This window comes from Klebsiella sp. 141203 (genome assembly GCF_032601985.1).
In the GTDB taxonomy this organism is placed as follows: Bacteria; Pseudomonadota; Gammaproteobacteria; order Enterobacterales; family Enterobacteriaceae; genus Klebsiella; species Klebsiella aerogenes.
The window spans coordinates 537,901-555,833 of sequence record NZ_JAQIRL010000001.1; the positions used below are offsets into that span (position 1 = coordinate 537,901).

The 17,933-nt window shown below is 53.5% G+C and carries 16 protein-coding genes; 9 read left to right on the forward strand and 7 right to left on the reverse strand.

The window, feature by feature from the left end; translation table 11 throughout:
- The first annotated feature begins 85 nt into the window (after window positions 1-85).
- The 5 genes from PGR29_RS02675 to PGR29_RS02695 are packed head-to-tail and all read left to right on the forward strand — an operon-like array spanning window position 86 to window position 5,333.
- Entirely contained in the window at window positions 86-517 is a 432-nt protein-coding gene (locus PGR29_RS02675; RefSeq protein WP_015366352.1) for a MarR family winged helix-turn-helix transcriptional regulator, read from the forward strand.
- A complete protein-coding gene (locus PGR29_RS02680; protein WP_049034926.1) occupies window positions 517-2,169 on the forward strand; it encodes an MFS transporter in 1,653 nt (550 codons plus the stop codon). Before PGR29_RS02675 ends, PGR29_RS02680 begins: the two co-directional genes overlap by 1 nt.
- A 27-nt stretch (window positions 2,170-2,196) precedes the next feature.
- Complete coding sequence (locus PGR29_RS02685) at window positions 2,197-3,282, forward strand: HlyD family secretion protein (RefSeq protein WP_113373241.1); 1,086 nt, start codon at window positions 2,197-2,199, stop codon at window positions 3,280-3,282.
- Window positions 3,279-4,658, forward strand: coding sequence for an efflux transporter outer membrane subunit (locus PGR29_RS02690; protein ID WP_316424006.1), 1,380 nt, complete (start codon window positions 3,279-3,281; stop codon window positions 4,656-4,658). Before PGR29_RS02685 ends, PGR29_RS02690 begins: the two co-directional genes overlap by 4 nt.
- Complete coding sequence (locus PGR29_RS02695) at window positions 4,659-5,333, forward strand: O-methyltransferase (RefSeq protein ID WP_074160623.1); 675 nt, start codon at window positions 4,659-4,661, stop codon at window positions 5,331-5,333.
- A 47-nt stretch (window positions 5,334-5,380) separates the two neighbouring features.
- On the opposite strand, the gene hrpA is transcribed toward PGR29_RS02695, so the two are convergent.
- The gene (gene hrpA, locus PGR29_RS02700) at window positions 5,381-9,283 is read right to left on the reverse strand and encodes an ATP-dependent RNA helicase HrpA (protein WP_316424007.1); all 3,903 of its coding nucleotides are present in this window, start codon (window positions 9,281-9,283) and stop codon (window positions 5,381-5,383) included.
- Window positions 9,284-9,484: 201 nt separating this feature from the next.
- Between hrpA and azoR the strand changes: the two genes are divergently transcribed.
- Complete coding sequence (azoR, locus tag PGR29_RS02705; RefSeq protein ID WP_015366346.1) at window positions 9,485-10,090, forward strand: FMN-dependent NADH-azoreductase; 606 nt, start codon at window positions 9,485-9,487, stop codon at window positions 10,088-10,090.
- Window positions 10,091-10,137: 47 nt separating this feature from the next.
- Here azoR and PGR29_RS02710 read toward each other — a convergent pair whose 3' ends face one another.
- The 6 genes from PGR29_RS02710 to PGR29_RS02735 are packed head-to-tail and all read right to left on the reverse strand — an operon-like array spanning window position 10,138 to window position 14,665.
- Window positions 10,138-10,713 (reverse strand): TerD family protein, encoded by a 576-nt coding sequence (locus PGR29_RS02710; RefSeq protein ID WP_087859478.1) that lies wholly within the window; start codon window positions 10,711-10,713, stop codon window positions 10,138-10,140.
- Window positions 10,714-10,770: 57 nt separating this feature from the next.
- Window positions 10,771-11,349 (reverse strand): TerD family protein, encoded by a 579-nt coding sequence (locus tag PGR29_RS02715; RefSeq protein ID WP_087859477.1) that lies wholly within the window; start codon window positions 11,347-11,349, stop codon window positions 10,771-10,773.
- 46 nt (window positions 11,350-11,395) lie between these two features.
- Complete coding sequence (locus PGR29_RS02720; RefSeq protein WP_316424009.1) at window positions 11,396-12,436, reverse strand: TerC/Alx family metal homeostasis membrane protein; 1,041 nt, start codon at window positions 12,434-12,436, stop codon at window positions 11,396-11,398.
- Window positions 12,437-12,458: 22 nt separating this feature from the next.
- Window positions 12,459-12,914 carry a tellurite resistance TerB family protein gene (locus PGR29_RS02725; protein WP_316424010.1) on the reverse strand — a complete coding sequence of 152 codons (456 nt, stop codon included), beginning with the start codon at window positions 12,912-12,914 and terminating at the stop codon, window positions 12,459-12,461.
- A gap of 21 nt (window positions 12,915-12,935) precedes the next feature.
- Complete coding sequence (locus PGR29_RS02730; RefSeq protein ID WP_308958706.1) at window positions 12,936-14,075, reverse strand: TerD family protein; 1,140 nt, start codon at window positions 14,073-14,075, stop codon at window positions 12,936-12,938.
- Window positions 14,075-14,665, reverse strand: a complete 591-nt coding sequence (locus tag PGR29_RS02735) for a TerD family protein (protein WP_316424011.1) — start codon at window positions 14,663-14,665, stop codon at window positions 14,075-14,077. Before PGR29_RS02735 ends, PGR29_RS02730 begins: the two co-directional genes overlap by 1 nt.
- A gap of 288 nt (window positions 14,666-14,953) precedes the next feature.
- Here PGR29_RS02735 and PGR29_RS02740 point away from each other — a divergent pair, with 288 nt between their 5' ends.
- The 3 genes from PGR29_RS02740 to PGR29_RS02750 are packed head-to-tail and all read left to right on the forward strand — an operon-like array spanning window position 14,954 to window position 17,932.
- Window positions 14,954-16,039, forward strand: a complete 1,086-nt coding sequence (locus tag PGR29_RS02740) for an ATP-grasp domain-containing protein (protein WP_271032655.1) — start codon at window positions 14,954-14,956, stop codon at window positions 16,037-16,039.
- Window positions 16,036-17,166 carry a phosphoribosyltransferase domain-containing protein gene (locus PGR29_RS02745; RefSeq protein ID WP_316424012.1) on the forward strand — a complete coding sequence of 377 codons (1,131 nt, stop codon included), beginning with the start codon at window positions 16,036-16,038 and terminating at the stop codon, window positions 17,164-17,166. Before PGR29_RS02740 ends, PGR29_RS02745 begins: the two co-directional genes overlap by 4 nt.
- Complete coding sequence (locus tag PGR29_RS02750) at window positions 17,159-17,932, forward strand: hypothetical protein (protein WP_087859471.1); 774 nt, start codon at window positions 17,159-17,161, stop codon at window positions 17,930-17,932. Before PGR29_RS02745 ends, PGR29_RS02750 begins: the two co-directional genes overlap by 8 nt.
- Window position 17,933: the final 1 nt, after the last annotated feature.

The following is a 17,933-nucleotide window of genomic DNA, read 5'->3' on the forward strand; positions in this document are numbered from 1 at the left end:
TAACCTATTTTTATCTTCGTGACTTGAAATCGGTAAATCGCCGCGCCTAAAATCATTAGAGCTCTAATGAATTTGTAGGCGGAACATGGATAACCGACAGCTTAACTTTTCCCATCTCTTATACTTAACCGCGCATCACTGGCGGCTGGCGGTTAACCGGCGGTTGAAAAATCTTGGCATGAGCCAGGCGTCATGGGTGGCGGTGTCAGCCATTGCCCGCAACGAGCAGCCCCTATCGCAAAGCGAACTGGCGCAGGAACTCGGTGTCGAAAGCGCCACCATCGTCCCGCTCATTAACCGCCTGGTCGAACTTGAACTGGTGGAGCGCGTTAAGCCTGACAGCGATAAACGTAAGCGTCTGTTGGTCGCCACCGCAAAAGGGATGGCGCTTTTCCATCAGGTGAAAGCGGTCGCCGACGACCTGCGCGAGGAGATCCTCACCGCCATCACTCCGGAAGAGCGTGAGCAAACCCACCGGGTACTGGAAAAGCTACTGCACGAGGTGGAAAAGAAATAATGCCTCGTCGCGATGCTAATCCCTATGTGCCCCACGACTGGGCGCCGCATGAAAAACCGGCGATGCTCGGTTCACCGTCGACGCCCATCCACAGTACGCCAAAACGTGTCGCTTACGGCATCGTCGGATTGCTGGTATGCCTGACCGGCGCGCTGGGTAATGCCGTCGTTACCGCCAACCTGCAGCTGCTGCAGGGCACTTTTGCCGCCTGGTCGACGGAAATTGCGTGGCTGCCGGCGGTCTACGTCATGACTAACGTCTCCATCAATCTGCTGCTGGTGAAATTTCGCCAGCAGTTTGGCCTGCGCGCCTTTACTGAAGGCTTCCTGGTACTGTATGTACTGGTCACTTTCTTCCACCTGTTCGTCAACGACCTCAGCTCAGCGATGATGGTGCGTGCGGCGCACGGCATGGTGGCAGCGGCGTTAAGTTCACTGGGAATTTACTATCAAGTGCAGGCCTGGCCGGCGCGCCACCGTCTGAAGGCGTTGACCATTGGGATCACCGGATCGTCGCTGGCGATCCCGCTGGCGCGTCTGTTCTCGACCGAACTGCTGCAGATTGACGAATGGCGCGGGCTCTACTTCTTTGAGCTCGGCCTGGCGCTGGTGTCGCTAGCCTGCGTCATCGCGCTGAAACTGCCGCCAAGCGACCGCAAAAAGGTGTTTGAGAAGAAGGACTTTATTACCTTCTTCCTGCTGGCTCCCGGTATGGCTTTAGTCTGCGCGGTCCTGTCGCTGGGCCGTCTGGACTGGTGGTTTGAGGCGCCGTGGCTTGGCTGGTCGCTGGCGGGAGCGGTGGTGCTGATCGTTTCGGCTATCGCCTTCGAGCATAATCGCACTAACCCGCTGCTTAACACCAAATGGCTTTCCAGCGGCAGTATCCTTCGTCTGGGACTGATTATGTTGCTGATTCGCATCGTGCTGGCGGAACAGAATACCGGGGTCATCGGCTGGCTGCAGTACGTCGGCTTGCAAAACGAGCAGATGACCAATCTGGCATGGTCTATTTTCGCCGGTATCGTCTGCGGTATCGTCGCCAGTTGCCTGACGCTTAACCCGCAGCGCCTCTACTGGCCCACCGCGACCGCGCTGGCGTTGATCATGATTGCGTCATTGCTTGATAGCCAGTCCACTGCCCTGACCCGTCCGGAACAGTTGATGTTCAGCCAGTTTTTACTTGGCTTCGGCAGCGCCTTCTTCCTGGCGCCGGCCATGCTGGCGGGAATTGGCGGGGTGATTGCCGACCAGCGGAATCTGGTTAGCTTCTCGGTACTGTTTGGCATGAGCCAAAATATCGGCGGCCTGCTCGGCTCAGCTATCCTCGGTACTTTTCAGACCTGGCGTGAAAAATTTCATTCCAGTCAGTTGGCCGATCAGATAACCACGTTGAACCCGTTAATCGCCGAGCGACTGCAGCAGTACAGCCAGATGTATCAAAGCCAGATTGGCGACAGCACGCTATTGAATGTGCAGGCTACCACGTTGCTGCAAAACGCCTCGACGCTACAGGCCAATATTCTCGCCTACAATGACACTTATCTCCTGACGGCGGCGATCTCTGCCGCAACGCTGGTGTGGATTTTCTGGCGCTTAATCAGATTGCGAATCACCGCCCGTATCGCGTTAAAACGCGCAACCGGCAACAAATAATAAGATAATTTTTACTCTGGAGTGGTTATGAGTCAGCAGGACGCGGCCAGGCAACAGGCCAATACCCGAAACAACATCCGCGTGGTGTCTATTTTTACCGCCGCGGCGATCGGCATCGTCGGCGTATTGGTGATTCTTTACGCCTGGCAGTTGCCCCCTTTCACCCGGCATAGTCAGTTTACCGATAACGCTTATGTGCGCGGTCAGACGACGTTTATCAGCCCGCAGGTTAACGGGTATATCACCGCGGTGAACGTCAAAGATTTCGATACCGTTCAGCCGGGACAGGTGCTGTTCCAGATTGACGATCGCATTTATAAGCAGCGGGTACACCAGGCGCAGGCCACGTTGGCGATGAAACAAGCGGCGCTGAAAAACAACCAGCAGCAGCGGAAAAGCGCCGAAGCGACGATCGTCAAAAACGAGGCCGCCTTGCAAAACGCCCGCGCGCAGAATCAGAAAACCCAGGCCGATTTAAAACGCGTACAGGAGCTTACCGCGGATGGGTCGTTATCCATTCGCGAACGCGACTCCGCGCGGGCCAGCGCGGCTCAGGGCGCAGCCGATATCGAACAGGCGAAAGCCACACTGGAGATGTCGCGCCAGGATCTGCAGTCCACTATCGTCAATCGCGATTCGCTGGAGGCCGATGTGGCCAGTGCCAAAGCGGCGCTGGAGCTTGCCGAAATCGACCTGCAGAATACGCGGATTATCGCCCCGACGACCGGGCAACTGGGGCAGATCTCCGTACGCCTCGGCGCCTATGTCAGCGCCGGTACGCATTTGACCTCGCTGGTACCGCCTCAGCACTGGGTTATCGCCAACCTGAAAGAGACGCAGCTTGCCGAGGTGCGCGTCGGCCAGCCGGTCACCTTCTCGGTCGATGCGCTGAACAGCGAAACCTTCCACGGCAAGGTACAAAGTATTTCGCCTGCGACCGGCGTCGAATTCAGCGCGATCTCGCCGGATAACGCGACCGGCAACTTTGTCAAAATCGCCCAGCGGATCCCTGTCCGTATCGCGGTCGATGAGGGGCAGAAAAACAGCCATCGTCTGCGCCCGGGAATGTCGGTGCAGGTGACGATTGATACCCGCGCGGAGAATAAACAATGATCCGCCCGTTAACGCTTGCCGTGGCGCTGGCGCTGGTCGGTTGTCAGTCTGCCGATGTACCACGTGCGGAGCCCTCACTGGCGATCCCTGCCGCCTGGCGTGCCGATGTGGGGCCTTCCAGCCCGGTGGAAGGCGTGTGGTGGCGCAATTTTCACGATAGCGCGCTTAATCAGTATGTCGATCGGGCGTTACGCTACAACAGCGACGTCCTGATCGCCCGCGAGCGGGTTAACGAATATCAGGCGCGCGCGTACGCTGCTGATAGCAGCTTATTCCCCTCGCTTGATGCCAGCCTGACCGGTACCCGCGCTCGCGCACAGTCCGCCGCGACCGGTCTGCCCATCCACAGCACGCTGTACAAAGGCGGCCTGACCGCCAGCTATGACGTCGATATTTGGGGGGCCAACCGCAGCGCCGCCAGCGCCGCCGAAGCCAGCCTTGAAGCGCAGAAAGCCGCTGCCGCCGCGGCTAATCTCACCGTAGCGTCATCGGTCGCCGTCGGCTACGTCACCTTGTTGTCATTAGACGAGCAGTTGCGGGTCACCCGCCAAACGCTGAAATCGCGAGAAGATGCGTGGAATCTGGCTAAACGGCAGTATGAAACCGGCTATACCTCGCGCCTGGAGCTCATGCAGGCGGATTCCGAACTGCGCTCGACGCGGGCGCAGATCCCGCCATTGCAGCATCAAATCGCGCAACAAGAGAACGCCCTGAGCGTTCTCTTGGGCGACAATCCCGGTGCGGTAAAACGTAACGAGTTCGCCCAACTTAGCCCGCTACGCCTGCCCTCACAGCTACCCTCGACGCTAATGAGCCGCCGTCCGGACATTGTGCAGGCTCAACACCAACTGGTGGCCGCTGATGCCACCCTCGCGTCGTCGCAGGCGCAGTTGCTGCCTTCCATCAACCTGACCGCCACCGGCAGCCTGCAGGACAGAACGCTGCCGGATCTGCTCGACAACCCGCTGCGGTTATGGAGCCTTGGCGGCAGTATTCTGGCGCCGTTACTCAACCGCCAGGCGCTAAATGCGCAGGTTGATGTCTCGATGGCCCAGCGCAATCAGGCGTTATACGGATATGAGAAAACGGTACGCGGCGCGTTCAAAGAGGTGAACGATAGCCTGGATGCCATCAGCCGCTACGGCGAACAGTTAAGCGAGCTCCAGGAGCAGGAATCGGTCGCCGCAGAAACGTTGCGTATCGCGCAGAACCGCTATCGTAACGGCTATTCTTCCTATCTGGACGTGTTGGATGCGCAACGTACGTTATTCTCCACTCAGTTGAGCGTGGTGCAGGTGAAAAATAACCTGCTGCTGGCGCAGATTGATTTGTACCGGGCGCTGGGAGGCGGCTGGTCTGACTCATCAGGGAGCTAAATGGGGAAGCGTCATATGCAACAACAGTGGTCGGCAGTAGACAATTATTTGATTGAGGCCTTAATCCCCGGCGATCCTATGCTCGATCGGGTACTGGAAAACAACCATCGAGCCGGGCTGCCGGCACACGATGTCGCCGCCAATCAGGGGCAGTTTCTCGCCCTGCTGGTAAGGCTTACCCAAGCTAAGCGGATACTGGAGATCGGTACTCTCGGCGGCTATAGCACCATCTGGATGGCGCGCGAGCTTCCTGCCGACGGCCAACTACTCACGCTGGAGGCCGACGCGCATCATGCCCAGGTGGCGCGGGAGAATCTGCAGCTGGCGGGCGTTGACCAGCGGGTCACGCTGCGGGAGGGGCCGGCGCTACAGTCTCTGGAGGCGCTTGGCGAATGTCCCGCTTTCGACCTGATCTTCATCGATGCCGATAAGCCGAATAATCCCCATTATCTGCGCTGGGCGCTACGTTATTCCCGCCCAGGAACCTTAATTATTGGCGATAACGTGGTACGCGACGGCGAAGTGGTTAACCCACAGAGCGCCGACGAGCGCGTTCAGGGCGTGCGTCAATTCATTGAGATGATGGGCGCCGAGCCACGGTTGACGGCAACGGCGCTGCAGACCGTGGGTACTAAAGGCTGGGACGGCTTTACTCTGGCGTGGGTAAACGCTTAAGCGAGTAGCCCCGGTAAGCGCAGCGCCACCGGGGACAACCAGCCAGGCTACGGCGTAATTTGCTCCATCGCCTGTAACACGCGTTTGTCCGAGATCGGATACGGGGTACCCAACTGCTGAGCAAAGAAGCTGACGCGCAGCTCTTCGATCATCCAGCGGATCTCCTGTACGTCGTCATCATCGCGGCGATTCGGCGGCAGCTTATTCAACCACTGCTGCCACGCCTGTTGCACGCTCTCGACTTTCAGCATCTGGGCGCGGTCACGGTGTGGATCGATTGCCAGCTTCTCAAGACGCTTTTCAATTGCCTGCAGATAACGCAGCGTATCGCCGAGGCGGCGGAAACCGTTGCCGGTAACAAAGCCACGATAAACCAGACCCGCCATCTGCGCTTTAATATCCGACAGCCCCAGGGCCATCGTCATATCTACCCGCCCTTTCAGACGCTTATTGATGTTAAACACCGCCGTCAGGATCTGCTCGACCTGCTTTGCGATATCGACCACCGTGTCGTTCAGTTCGGCGCGCACTTTATCGTGCAGTTTACTAAAGCCCTCTTCGGTCCACACCGGGCCGCCGGCTTCATCGATAAGCTTGTCAACACCACAGGAGATGCAGTCGTCAATCAAATCCAGCACCTTGCCATACGGGTTGAAATAGAGTCCCAGTTTGGCTTTGTTGGGCAGTTTCTCGTGCAGATATTTAATCGGCGACGGAATATTAAGCAACAGCAAACGGCGTAGACCACGCCACATCGCCTGCTGCTGTTCCTGTGGATTATCAAACAGTTTGATGGCGACGCTGTCACGCTCGTCCACCAGCGCCGGCCAGGCTTTAACCTTATAGTTGCCGCGCTTCTGTTCGTAACTCTCCGCCAGAGTGCCGAAACTCCAGATATGTAGCCCGCTCTGTTCAATACCATCGTCGGCCACCGCCGATAGCGTCTCCTGAACTTTACCTTTTAGCGCGTCTTTTAAGGCCTGCAAAGAACGCCCTTCCTGCAGTTTCTTATTTTTGTCATCCACCACCCGGAAAGTGATTTTCAGGTGATCGGGCACCTGATCCCACTGCCAGGATTCGCGGTCGATGGTCACGCCGGTCATTTTACGCAACTCACGCTCCAGCGAATCCAGCAGAGGCAACGCCAGCGGCGTCGCGCGGCCTAAAAACGCCTCGGCGTAATTAGGCGCCGGGACAAAATTACGCCGAACGGGTTTCGGCAACGATTTAATTAACGCGATGACCAGCTCGCGACGCAGGCCGGGGATCTGCCATTCAAATCCGGCTTCCTCTACCTGGTTGAGCAACGGCAGCGGAATATGAACCGTTACGCCATCGGCATCCGCACCGGGTTCAAACTGATAGCTAAGACGCAGTTTAAGATTGCCCTGATGCCAGAAATTCGGGTAGTCCAGTTTACTGACCTGCTCAGCCCCCTCTTTAATCAGCATGCTCTTTTCAAAATTGAGCAAGTCTGGCGTTTCGCGGCTGGCCTGCTTCCACCACTTATCAAAGTGGCGAGCGGAGATGACATCGTGGCTAATGCGCTGGTCGTAAAACTCGAACATGGTCTCGTCATCCACCAGGATGTCGCGACGGCGCGACTTATGCTCCAGCTCTTCGATTTCAGCGCGCAGCTTCAGATTATCGCGGAAGAAAGCATGCCGCGTCTGCCAGTCGCCCTCTACCAACGCGTGGCGAATGAACAGCTCACGGCACAGCGCCGGGTCAATCTGGCTATAGTTCACTTTACGCGCGGCGACGATCGGCAGACCGTAGACGGTAACCTTTTCTGTCGCCATTACCGCGCCCTGCGACCGCTCCCAGTGCGGTTCGCTGTATGAACGTTTGATCAGATGCTGCGCTACCGGCTCGACCCACTCCGGCTCAATGCGGGCGGCGATGCGCCCCCACAGGCGGCTGGTCTCCACCAGTTCCGCGACCATCGTCCACTTCGGTGGTTTCTTGAATAGACCGGAGCCGGGGAAGATAGAGAACCGGGCATTACGGGCGCCGGTATACTCTTGTTTATCAGAGTCTTTCATCCCGATATGCGACAACAAACCGGTCAGCAGCGCGGTATGAATCTCCCGGTACTCCGCCGGCTCGCTGTTGATCGGCAGGCCGAGTTCTTTCACTACCTGGCGCAGTTGGGTGTAAATATCCTGCCATTCGCGCACGCGTAAATAGTTGAGGAAATCCACCCGGCACTGGCGGCGGAACTGATTCGAGGAGAGCGCCTTTTGCTGTTCGCCGAGATAGTTCCACAAATTGACAAACGCAAGGAAATCAGACTCTTTATCGTGGAAGCGACGATGCTTTTCATCAGACGCCTGCTGCTTGTCCATGGGGCGCTCGCGCGGATCCTGAATCGACAGCGCGGAAGTGATAATCATCGCTTCACGCACGCAGCCATGTTTCTGCGCTTCCAGCACCATCCGCGCCAGACGAGGATCCACCGGTAGCTGGCTAAGCTGGCGGCCCAGTGGGGTTAGTTTATAAGCCGTTGCCTGCTCATCGGTAGTGATGGCGCCGAGCTCTTCTAACAGACGCACGCCATCCTGGATGTTGCGCTTATCCGGCGCTTCGACAAACGGAAACGCGGCGATATCGCCCAGCCCCAGGGCGGTCATTTGCAGAATGACCGACGCCAGGTTGGTACGCAGAATTTCCGGGTCGGTAAATTCCGGCCGCGACAGGAAATCGTCTTCCGAGTAAAGACGGATACAGATACCTTCTGACACACGTCCGCAGCGGCCTTTACGCTGATTAGCAGAGGCCTGTGATACCGGCTCGATAGGCAGGCGCTGCACTTTTGTACGGTAGCTATAGCGACTGATGCGCGCGGTACCCGGATCGATAACGTATTTGATACCCGGAACCGTTAGCGAGGTTTCAGCAACGTTGGTTGCCAGGACAATACGCCGCCCGCTATGGGACTGGAAGACCCGGTTTTGCTCACTGTTTGATAAACGAGCATACAGCGGCAGCACTTCGGTATGACGCAGATTGAGCTTATTCAACGCATCTGCGGTATCGCGGATTTCCCGCTCGCCGCTCATAAAGATCAGGATATCGCCGGGGCTTTCGCGCCCCAGTTCATCGACGGCATCAAAAATCGCCTGGAGCTGATCGCGTTCGGTATCGTCCGCCTCTTCAACAATCGGACGATAACGTACATCAACCGGGTAAGTCCGCCCGGAAACTTCGATAATCGGCGCATGATTAAAATGGCGCGAGAAACGTTCCGGGTCGATGGTTGCGGAGGTTATGATGATTTTCAGGTCCGGGCGGCGCGGCAGGAGCTCTTTCAGATAGCCCAGCAGAAAATCAATGTTCAGACTGCGCTCGTGCGCCTCATCAATAATGATGGTGTCATACTGCATCAGCAGGCGATCCTGCTGGATTTCCGCCAGCAGGATACCGTCGGTCATCAGCTTAACCATGGTGTTTTCGCTGACGTGGTCGCTGAAGCGGACTTTATAACCGATACAGCCGCCTGGCTCGCTCTGCAGCTCTTCGGCAATACGGTTAGCGACGGTTCGCGCCGCCAGTCGACGCGGCTGGGTGTGGCCAATCAGGCCTTTCAGGCCGCGCCCCAGCTCCATGCAAATTTTGGGTAACTGAGTGGTTTTGCCAGAACCGGTCTCCCCGGCGACGATCACCACCTGGTGATCGCGCACCGCTTCGAGAATTTCTTGTTTTTTCTGGCTAACCGGCAGGTTTTCCGGATAGGTAATTGCCGGACGCGCGGCTTCGCGTAGCAGGACTTTCCCTGCGGCCTGTTCTATCTCCTGCGCCATCTCGTGGAGAATGGCCTGCTGGGCATCAGGATTTTTAACCTTCTTTGCGCCATGCAGGCGGCGGCTGTAGCGCGATTTATCGCGCAGCATCAGACCATCGAGCCGTTCATAGAGCTGCGAGAAAGTGATTTTTTGTTGTTCTGTCATAGCGTTATCGGGCAGTGCTCTGCCGGAAAAATCTCTCATGAAATATTGCTGTAGATTACCACATCTGTAGAATTCATGCCTTGTTCAAAAAAACTGAACATAGGATTCGATATATTGCGCTATCTCTGCGGCATGATTGTGAATACAGTGTCATCAAGCACCAGGGCATTGACCCGTCAATCACATTAAAAGGAAACACCCATGAGCAAAGTATTAGTTCTGAAGTCCAGTATTCTTGCAGGGTACTCGCAATCCGGCCAACTGTCCGACTATTTTGTTGAACAATGGCGCGAAAAACACGCAGGCGACGTTATCACCGTGCGCGATCTGGCGGCAAACCCGATTCCGGTACTGGATGGTGAACTGGTTGGCGCGCTGCGTCCGAGCGATGCACAGTTGACTGCGCGTCAGCAGGAAGCGCTGGCACTCTCCGATGAGCTGATCGCTGAACTGAAAGCTAACGATGTGATTGTTATCGCTGCGCCGATGTACAACTTCAACATCCCGACTCAGCTGAAAAACTATTTTGACCTGGTTGCCCGCGCAGGCGTCACCTTCCGTTACACCGAGAAGGGGCCTGAAGGTCTGGTTACCGGCAAACGTGCGGTAGTGCTAACCAGCCGCGGTGGTATCCATAAAGATACGCCGACCGACCTGGTTACGCCGTATCTGACCACCTTCCTTGGCTTCATCGGCATCACCGACGTGAACTTCGTGTTTGCAGAGGGTATTGCTTATGGTCCAGAAGTTGCGGCCAAAGCGCAGTCCGATGCCAAAGCGGCGATCGACAGCGTGGTTGCAGCCTAATAAAACAAACCTCCCGCACCAGCGGGAGGTTTTATTCTTGCCAAGAATTAAACGCTAACGCCATGCGCGGAAGCTAACGCCGCCAGACCGCCAGCGAATCCCTGACCTACCGCTTTAAATTTCCATTCAGCACCGTGACGATACAGTTCGCCAAAGATCATCGCCGTTTCCGTTGATGCATCTTCCGACAGATCAAAACGCGCGATTTCTTCACCATTGTCGTGGTTATACACGCGCATATAGCTATTCTGTACCATACCGAAGTTCTGCTTACGGGCTTCGGCGTCGTAGATGGTGACCGAGAAAACCAGTTTTTTCACCTCTGCGGCAACTTGGGAAAGCGTGATTTTGACCTGTTCATCATCGCCGTCTCCTTCACCGGTACGGTTATCACCCTGGTGCTCAACACCGCCGCAAGGGCTCTTCTTGTTATTAAAGAAGATGAAATTCGCATCCGAGAGCACCTTGCCATCCTCGCCAACCATAAAGACCGACGCGTCAAGGTCGAAGCCCTGCCCGTCAGTGACCCGAGCATCCCAACCTAACCCCACCATCGCGATATTCATCGACGGCGCTTCTTTAGTGAGTGATACGTTACCACCCTTAACCAGGGAAACAGCCATTTAAACCTCCTGTTATAAATCTACCGTATTGCCCGATTCGCAATCAGGCAGCTCGAATCACGATGCGTTGATTCCATACTGGGCACAGACGCTGGACAAGCCGCCTGCGTATCCCTGACCGACGGCACGGAACTTCCACTCGCCGTTATGGCGATAAAGTTCGCCGAAAAGCATCGCCGTTTCGCTGGAAGCGTCTTCGGTCAAATCATAGCGGGCTACTTCATGCTGCGAATCGTTGTTGACCAAACGAATAAAAGCGCCAGAAACCTGACCGAAGCTTTGGCGACGCATTTGCGCGTCGTGAATGGTCACCACAAAGATAATTTTCGCGACATTCGCGGGGATCATATCCAGTTTGACGATCAGCGATTCATCATCGCCGTCTCCTTCACCGGTCCGGTTATCACCGGTATGAGTGACCGAACCATCTGCCGATTTTAAGTTGTTGTAGAAGATGAAATCGCTGTCGCTGCGCACCTTTCCTGTCTCAGATAACAGGAAGGCGGAAGCGTCGAGGTCAAAATCCTGGCCGTCGGTGGTACGAACATCCCACCCTAATCCAACCAGCACATTTTTCATTGACGGATCGCTTTTGCTAAGAGAAACGTTACCGCCTTTTGATAGTGATACGCTCATATTAAATCCTTTTTAAAGTGAACATGAATAAGGACAGTGCAAAGAATTAACTACCTCCCGGCTGTTCCTCGTTTTTTTCCTGAAATACAAAACTAGCGACAATCCCAAGAATAAGCACCACCAGAACGACATACAGACTGGCGGTAACCGAAATACTATAGCCATGGCGCCAAAGATGATCGGTGGCATTCAGACCAAGTTTAAAGGCAATAAAGAAAAGTAATACGATGACCGCTTTTTCAAGATGCACCAAATATTGCTTTAACGCCTCCAGTACAAAATACAGGGTACGTAAACCAAGGATGGCAAACATCATAGCGCTGTAGACAATAAGCGGTTCCTGGCTTATTGCAATGATGGCCGGCACGGAATCAAACGCGAACATCACGTCAGAGAGTTCCACTACCGCCACACACAACATCAGCGGCGTTGCATATAACGCCAGACGCTTACCGGCACTAATTACGATATCTTTATTCTCCGGTTTCGCCCGTTCACGCTCGACCTCTTTACTGGTAAGTAAAAAAGCATGGCCCACTAACTTTGGCCAGATAGGAAACAGACGTTTTACCAGACGATAAGCGAGATGCTGCGAGTAATCTTCAATTTCATCTCTTTCTTCTCCGCTCTTTAACATCATGACCGCAGTCCAGAGAACAATTAAAGCGAAGACAATTTCAACGTAAGGCCCCAGCGCTAACAGTCCTGTGCCAATGGCGACAAAAATGCCGCGGAAAATAATTGCCCCAATGACGCCCCAGTAAAGGACACGGTGACGATAGCGCTCCGGAATGCCAAACCAGGAAAAAATCGCCATCATGACAAAAAGGTTGTCGACCGAAAGCACCTTTTCTAAGGCATAACCGGTGACAAACAAACTAGCCACTTCCGCGCCGTGGTGCACCAGCAGAAATCCGGCAAAAGCCATTGCCACCACAACCCAAAATAGTGACCATAGTGCCGCGCTTTTCAGCGATATGACGCTATCGTTACGATGCATTACGAGGTCGATAACGATCGCCCCAATGGCGAGAATAATAAAAACGCTCACCGTTTCAACGGGAAAACCTAAATGCGTGGAGACCATGAAATACCTTTAAATGCTGGGGTTAAAGACCAAACTCTTCAGCGTTAAAACCGAGCGCAGCGATTATTTCTCGGGTTGCCGCCTGTTCATCCGGGTCGAAATGGCCATCGCTTTTGCCCACCGCAATGCCTACTCGCACGGCCAGTTGAGCTGCATCTGGCTGATCTTTTAAAGCCAGAATATATTTCATGGTTTCGCCTTTGCCGATTTCCATATCGAAATCGAAGCTGGATACCAATTTATTAAAAAAGTCGATCACTTCGTTGGTATCAAAAACTTTCATTTCCTCCGACGAACGAAGAAAGCCCATCATTTTCTGTTTTTCTTCGGCGCTAACACCATCGCTGGAAACGGCAATGCGAGCACATACCGCAACCGTTCCCTGCATGAATTTCTTATTTTTAAAACGCCCAACCTGTTTGACCAGTTCATCGCGGCTGGCGTTCAATGTCGATTTTACTTTATTAAATAATCCCATCGTTCCCTCACTTGGTTTTCTTTATTTAGAACCTGCTCGCCAGCGGAATCCCCAACCGAATGCGCGATCCATCTCTTTATGGCCGGTGAAATATTGATTTATACGCTCAACTTTTATGGCGCCGTTGTCATTGACTAAGCGAGCAATAGCGCACATTGTTCGACGATTATTGCCTTCGGTCAGTCGGGTTTCGATTGGCGGCTGGCCGGGGACATGTAGCGTAACTACGCCATCTGTTTTATCCCAACTGGCAACGCCTTCATAAATAAAGGCGTAGATTAATATCTGCTGAATATTTTGCCATTCGCTGCCATTGATACAGATCCATTCGCCATCGTTAACAGCCCCCGTACGATCGTCACCCTGAAGCTGAATAAAGGGCGGTTGTTGATATCGCCCAAATGCATTACCCAATGCCTGAACTACGCTTAAATCGCCATTTTTTAATTCGACAAAAGCGCCAAGATCCAGATCAACGTTGCTGGCCCCTCCCCCTAATAATGAACCAAATAAGCCTGTGGCCGAGCTTTGGCGATGCCAATTCAGATTAACGCGTATCTCGCCATAGTCGTCTCGTTTAGCGAGGCTGATTGCCGGTTTCTCTTTAGTCAAAGTGACTTTGCTGAGGTTCACTTTCGCGGCTTCAGCAGCAGGAGGTGTAACTTCATCGGCAATATCAACGCCATAGTATTCAGCGAGCGGTTTTAGTCCGCCCGTAAAACCCTGAGCGACAAAGCGAAACTTCCACTCGCCATTACGCCGGTAAAACTCGCCCAGAATCAGCGCGGCTTCATTTCGACCGTGAACATCGACCTGACAGTCAATCAGCGTATTGCCGTTATGCTCCACCGCGATAGTCAAATGGCCTAATTCACCGATAGTCCTGTTATTATCGCAGGTTGCGGTAAATGCCACCTTTTGGACGTCCGCCTGCAGCAGCCCTAATGCAACCTGAAATACAGTAACAGAATTATTAGCGCTAACCTGTATGGTATTATCATCATTCCGCGGCTGGCCGTAAAAACACATATCCGCATCGCCTCTCACTTTATTATTGGTATAGAGACGAAATGACGACACATCAACACCGCTTCCCGCGCTTATTTTGATACTAAGATTAGCTGCAGGAACCGCGCTATTTCCTCCGGGTAATAATTTCATTAGCGCACCACAATGCGTAATACGTCACTTTCCATATCTTCGATAGTGCGCCCCTGAGCAGCTTGACCATGGGCGGTAAAATCCCAACTGCCATTCTGACGGCTTAATGAAGCAATAATAATACCGGTATGAGAACCTTGCTCGGTTAGCTGGTAGCGGGCCAACTCCTGATTATTTTGATCGAGCACGCGGCAATGGGCATTCTCAACTTCGTTAAAAGTTTGGCCGCGAAAACTATTGACGGTAAAAGCCAGATACTCCACATTAGCGGAAAGTTTTTCCAGATTGACGCGAATGACTTCATCATCACCCTCACCCTCTCCAGTTAAATTATCACCGCTATGAACGACAGCGCCACAGCGAGATTTCAGCTGTCCAAACCAAATGGTATCCAGCACGTTGCCATACTTATTCAATAGAATGCAGCTGGCATCAAGGTCGATAGAACCGGCGCCACCGGAGAACAATCCGCCGAATAACCCTTTTTTCTTCGCCTGCAGCGGATCCCAGCCTAAACCGAAAGTCAGCTGCGATAATGCCGGAGACGCTTTGCTTAATGAAATTGTCTGATTCTTAGTAAGTGAGACCATTTATTATTCCCTATAAAAAATATATTTAGCAAATCAATATGCATTAAAGACTCGAAAAAAATCATATCATGATAAAGAACTGAGACAAGGCAATTTATAAAATTAGGGAAAAGAAAAATACGCCACTGATAGCAATGCATTCCCAAAATCATTAAAAAATATAAAAATATTCACTGCACAAATACTCATTCCGAAAACAAAAAAGCACCTCATATTATGATTGACATGCCATTATAGCGAACCTAGACTCCAGTTAAATTTAACGCTGGACGCGTGGAAGTAATATTAATGGAAAGAAAAATATGGATTATGGAGGGGCTCGCCTCCCAACGCGATATCATTTTCGGCATTAATGATTTCACAATCAATAATAACAAACACCCAATAACCACCTACGCTTCACATAGTCAATCACGACATGAAATATTATCAACGGCACATTTTTCATTAAGTGAACCCATAGACATCAATTCAAGAATGTCATTTATTTCATCAATAACAAAAGAATATGGCATATCCGCCATTCAGGTTGGCAAAGCGTGCCGTTGGTACGAACAGCACCGACGCCAAATTGAAGCGCTAGGCGTGAGTCTCACCACGGGCGCAAGCCAGGTATCCACGTTTGATATTGCCGATGACAAAGTCAGCTTTGCAAAAGCCATGCAAGCGTATGGGCTTCCCGTGGTGCCATCCATTCGAGTAACTGATACCAACACGCTGGAATATCTCCTCAAAGCGTCACCTTTTCCCGGTTGCCGTTTATGTGTGAAACCCGTGACCGGTATTTATGGCATGGGGTTTTGGCTATTTGATGAGCACGCGCTTTCTACAGATATTATTAACCACCCGGAACAACGACGTATTCAGCCGGAACAGTATCTTGCCGCCGTTAAGACCAGTGAGGTGTTTACTCCACTGACCCTCATGCCCTGGTTACCCGGGCCCGAATACTCTGTCGACATGCTGCTTAGTCACGGCAAAGTACTGACAGCCATTGGTAGACGAAAAGAAGGCGCGCTGCAGTATCTGGAAAATAGAGGGCCGGCGATAGAACTTGCCTGCGCCTGCGCCGAAGCACTGCACGCTGATGGCCTGGTTAACGTGCAGACCCGGAACGATACAGAAGGCAAACCACTTTTACTGGAAATAAATCTACGCCCTTCCGGTGGTATTGGTTATACCCGTCACAGCGGCGTTAATCTGCCCGGGTTGTTCGCCGCGCAGCGGCTGGATTTACTGACAGCGGATGACATCATACGGCGCGTAGCGCATCAGTTCACCCCTGCAACCATCAGAGTAATGACAGAGAGCAGGCGATACCCTCAGCAACTCAACAACGTTCTTGCGCCTTCGTACAATGCGGAGGTGAAATGATGAAACACGAAAACTGCTACCGCCGTCAGCTCTCAAGCGGCGAATTACGCGTGTTTCACCACGGCGAGGATAACGAACTTCATGCACTGTTTGACATCGCTGAACGGCGCAATCCTAAACGGGCATTTCTGTTTGTCAGTCAGGTGTTAGGTCGACATATCCCTGTTTCGCCGGCAACGATGCGCGCAGTTTACCAGCGACTTGCCGTTGGTTTCCCCGCCGACCTCGCCGGGCCGGTGTTGTTCGTAGGGATGGCTGAGACTGCCGTTGGCCTCGGCGCAGGCGTGTTTGACGAACTCCGCAAACGTGTTGACCAGGCAATCTATCTCACCTCTACGCGTCATCCGCAAGAGGCGGAACTGCTGTGCGAATTTAAAGAAGCTCATAGCCATGCCACGGACCATTTGATTTATCTCCCCGACGATCGAGAAATGCGCCGACGGGTGCTGGAAGCAAAAACTCTGGTGCTCATCGATGATGAAGCAACGACCGGTAATACCTTCATCAATCTTGTGTCCGCGTTGCACCCGCATCTGACACATTTGCAAAGGGTTGTCTCCGTGACCCTCACCGACTGGAGCGGCGATGCCTTCGCCAGGCGTTGTAACCTGCCTGTCAGCCAGGTCGCGTTAGTTAAAGGACGCTGGGAATGGCATCCACAGTCCAACGCTACGCCTCCTGAAATGCCTGCCGTCAATATTACCTCGCGTGGAGAGTATACCCTTTCACGGCGCCAGACGTGGGGGCGCCTGGGAATGATACGTCCCGCCGCTGACCTCGGCTGCGAGATCGTCGCAGCCACAGGCGAAACTATCCTGGTACTAGGCAGCGGTGAGTTTGTCTGGGAACCATTTTTGCTAGCTGAGCGTCTTGAGCAGCAAGGGGCCAGCATTAAGTTCAGCGCCACTAGTCGCTCGCCGATTGCGCCCGGCATGGCCATCCAATCGCTGCTGTCATTTAACGATAATTACGGGCTGGGCATCCCAAACTTTGTCTACAACGTCGCCCACCAGCGTTTCGATCGCATTATTTTATGTATTGAGACCCCAAAGGAAAGCGTTGATCCCCACCTGGTACACGCGCTGGAGTCGCTTTGTTCGCGACTGGAGATTTTATCTTATGAATAAGCCGGTAGTATTTTCCGATCTCGACGATACGTTATTTCAGACCAGACGAAAGATGGTCAATGAACTCTCTGCGGCCCCCTTTCGTTGCGCCGCGCTGGACCGGGAAATGCGTCCACGCAGCTATATGAACGAAGAGCAGGCCATGCTCGTCGATTGGCTGCTGGAACACGCCGAACTGATCCCCGTCACCGCCAGAGGAAGCGAAGAGTTGGCGCGGGTGCAAATCGCGTTTGACTCATGGGCTATAACCACCCACGGCGCGGTCATCATCACGCCTGAAGGGCTAGCGGATGCTGAGTGGCAACAGCATATGTTGGCTAACCTGGCGCCGTATGCTGACAAACTGACAGCCATGCAACACGACATCACTACCCAGATGGCTATTCAAGGCGTCGACGGCTGGGCGCGCATCAACAAAGAGTATGACGAAGTGCCCGTTTACCTGGTGATGAAACATCGCGACAGCACCAGAATCGCCGAACTTTACGCCTTTGCCGACTGGCTGACGCAGCGCTTCACCCTGCAGGGCTTTTATCTTCACCGCAACGGTAATAATGTTGCCTGGATACCTGAACCTGTCGATAAAGGGTTGGCCGTCGCTTGGCTAGTAAATAAATTGCAGGCCCAGCGCGGCAAATTCCCGGTGCTCGGTTTTGGCGACAGCCTTAGCGATCATCGCTTTTTGCAACTTTGCCATTGGTTTGCCATCCCCAGGCAAAGCCAGTTTGCCGCAGCCATTAATCACCATATTTTCGCAGGTTCTTAAT

Coding starts and splice junctions, on each gene's coding strand:
- PGR29_RS02675 (WP_015366352.1), top strand. CDS start 86: ATGGATAACCGACAGCTTAACTTTTCCCATCTCTTATACTTAACCGCG.
- PGR29_RS02680 (WP_049034926.1), top strand. CDS start 517: ATGCCTCGTCGCGATGCTAATCCCTATGTGCCCCACGACTGGGCGCCG.
- PGR29_RS02685 (WP_113373241.1), top strand. CDS start 2,197: ATGAGTCAGCAGGACGCGGCCAGGCAACAGGCCAATACCCGAAACAAC.
- PGR29_RS02690 (WP_316424006.1), top strand. CDS start 3,279: ATGATCCGCCCGTTAACGCTTGCCGTGGCGCTGGCGCTGGTCGGTTGT.
- PGR29_RS02695 (WP_074160623.1), top strand. CDS start 4,659: ATGGGGAAGCGTCATATGCAACAACAGTGGTCGGCAGTAGACAATTAT.
- hrpA (WP_316424007.1), bottom strand. CDS start 9,283: ATGACAGAACAACAAAAAATCACTTTCTCGCAGCTCTATGAACGGCTC.
- azoR (WP_015366346.1), top strand. CDS start 9,485: ATGAGCAAAGTATTAGTTCTGAAGTCCAGTATTCTTGCAGGGTACTCG.
- PGR29_RS02710 (WP_087859478.1), bottom strand. CDS start 10,713: ATGGCTGTTTCCCTGGTTAAGGGTGGTAACGTATCACTCACTAAAGAA.
- PGR29_RS02715 (WP_087859477.1), bottom strand. CDS start 11,349: ATGAGCGTATCACTATCAAAAGGCGGTAACGTTTCTCTTAGCAAAAGC.
- PGR29_RS02720 (WP_316424009.1), bottom strand. CDS start 12,436: ATGGTCTCCACGCATTTAGGTTTTCCCGTTGAAACGGTGAGCGTTTTT.
- PGR29_RS02725 (WP_316424010.1), bottom strand. CDS start 12,914: ATGGGATTATTTAATAAAGTAAAATCGACATTGAACGCCAGCCGCGAT.
- PGR29_RS02730 (WP_308958706.1), bottom strand. CDS start 14,075: ATGAAATTATTACCCGGAGGAAATAGCGCGGTTCCTGCAGCTAATCTT.
- PGR29_RS02735 (WP_316424011.1), bottom strand. CDS start 14,665: ATGGTCTCACTTACTAAGAATCAGACAATTTCATTAAGCAAAGCGTCT.
- PGR29_RS02740 (WP_271032655.1), top strand. CDS start 14,954: ATGGAAAGAAAAATATGGATTATGGAGGGGCTCGCCTCCCAACGCGAT.
- PGR29_RS02745 (WP_316424012.1), top strand. CDS start 16,036: ATGATGAAACACGAAAACTGCTACCGCCGTCAGCTCTCAAGCGGCGAA.
- PGR29_RS02750 (WP_087859471.1), top strand. CDS start 17,159: ATGAATAAGCCGGTAGTATTTTCCGATCTCGACGATACGTTATTTCAG.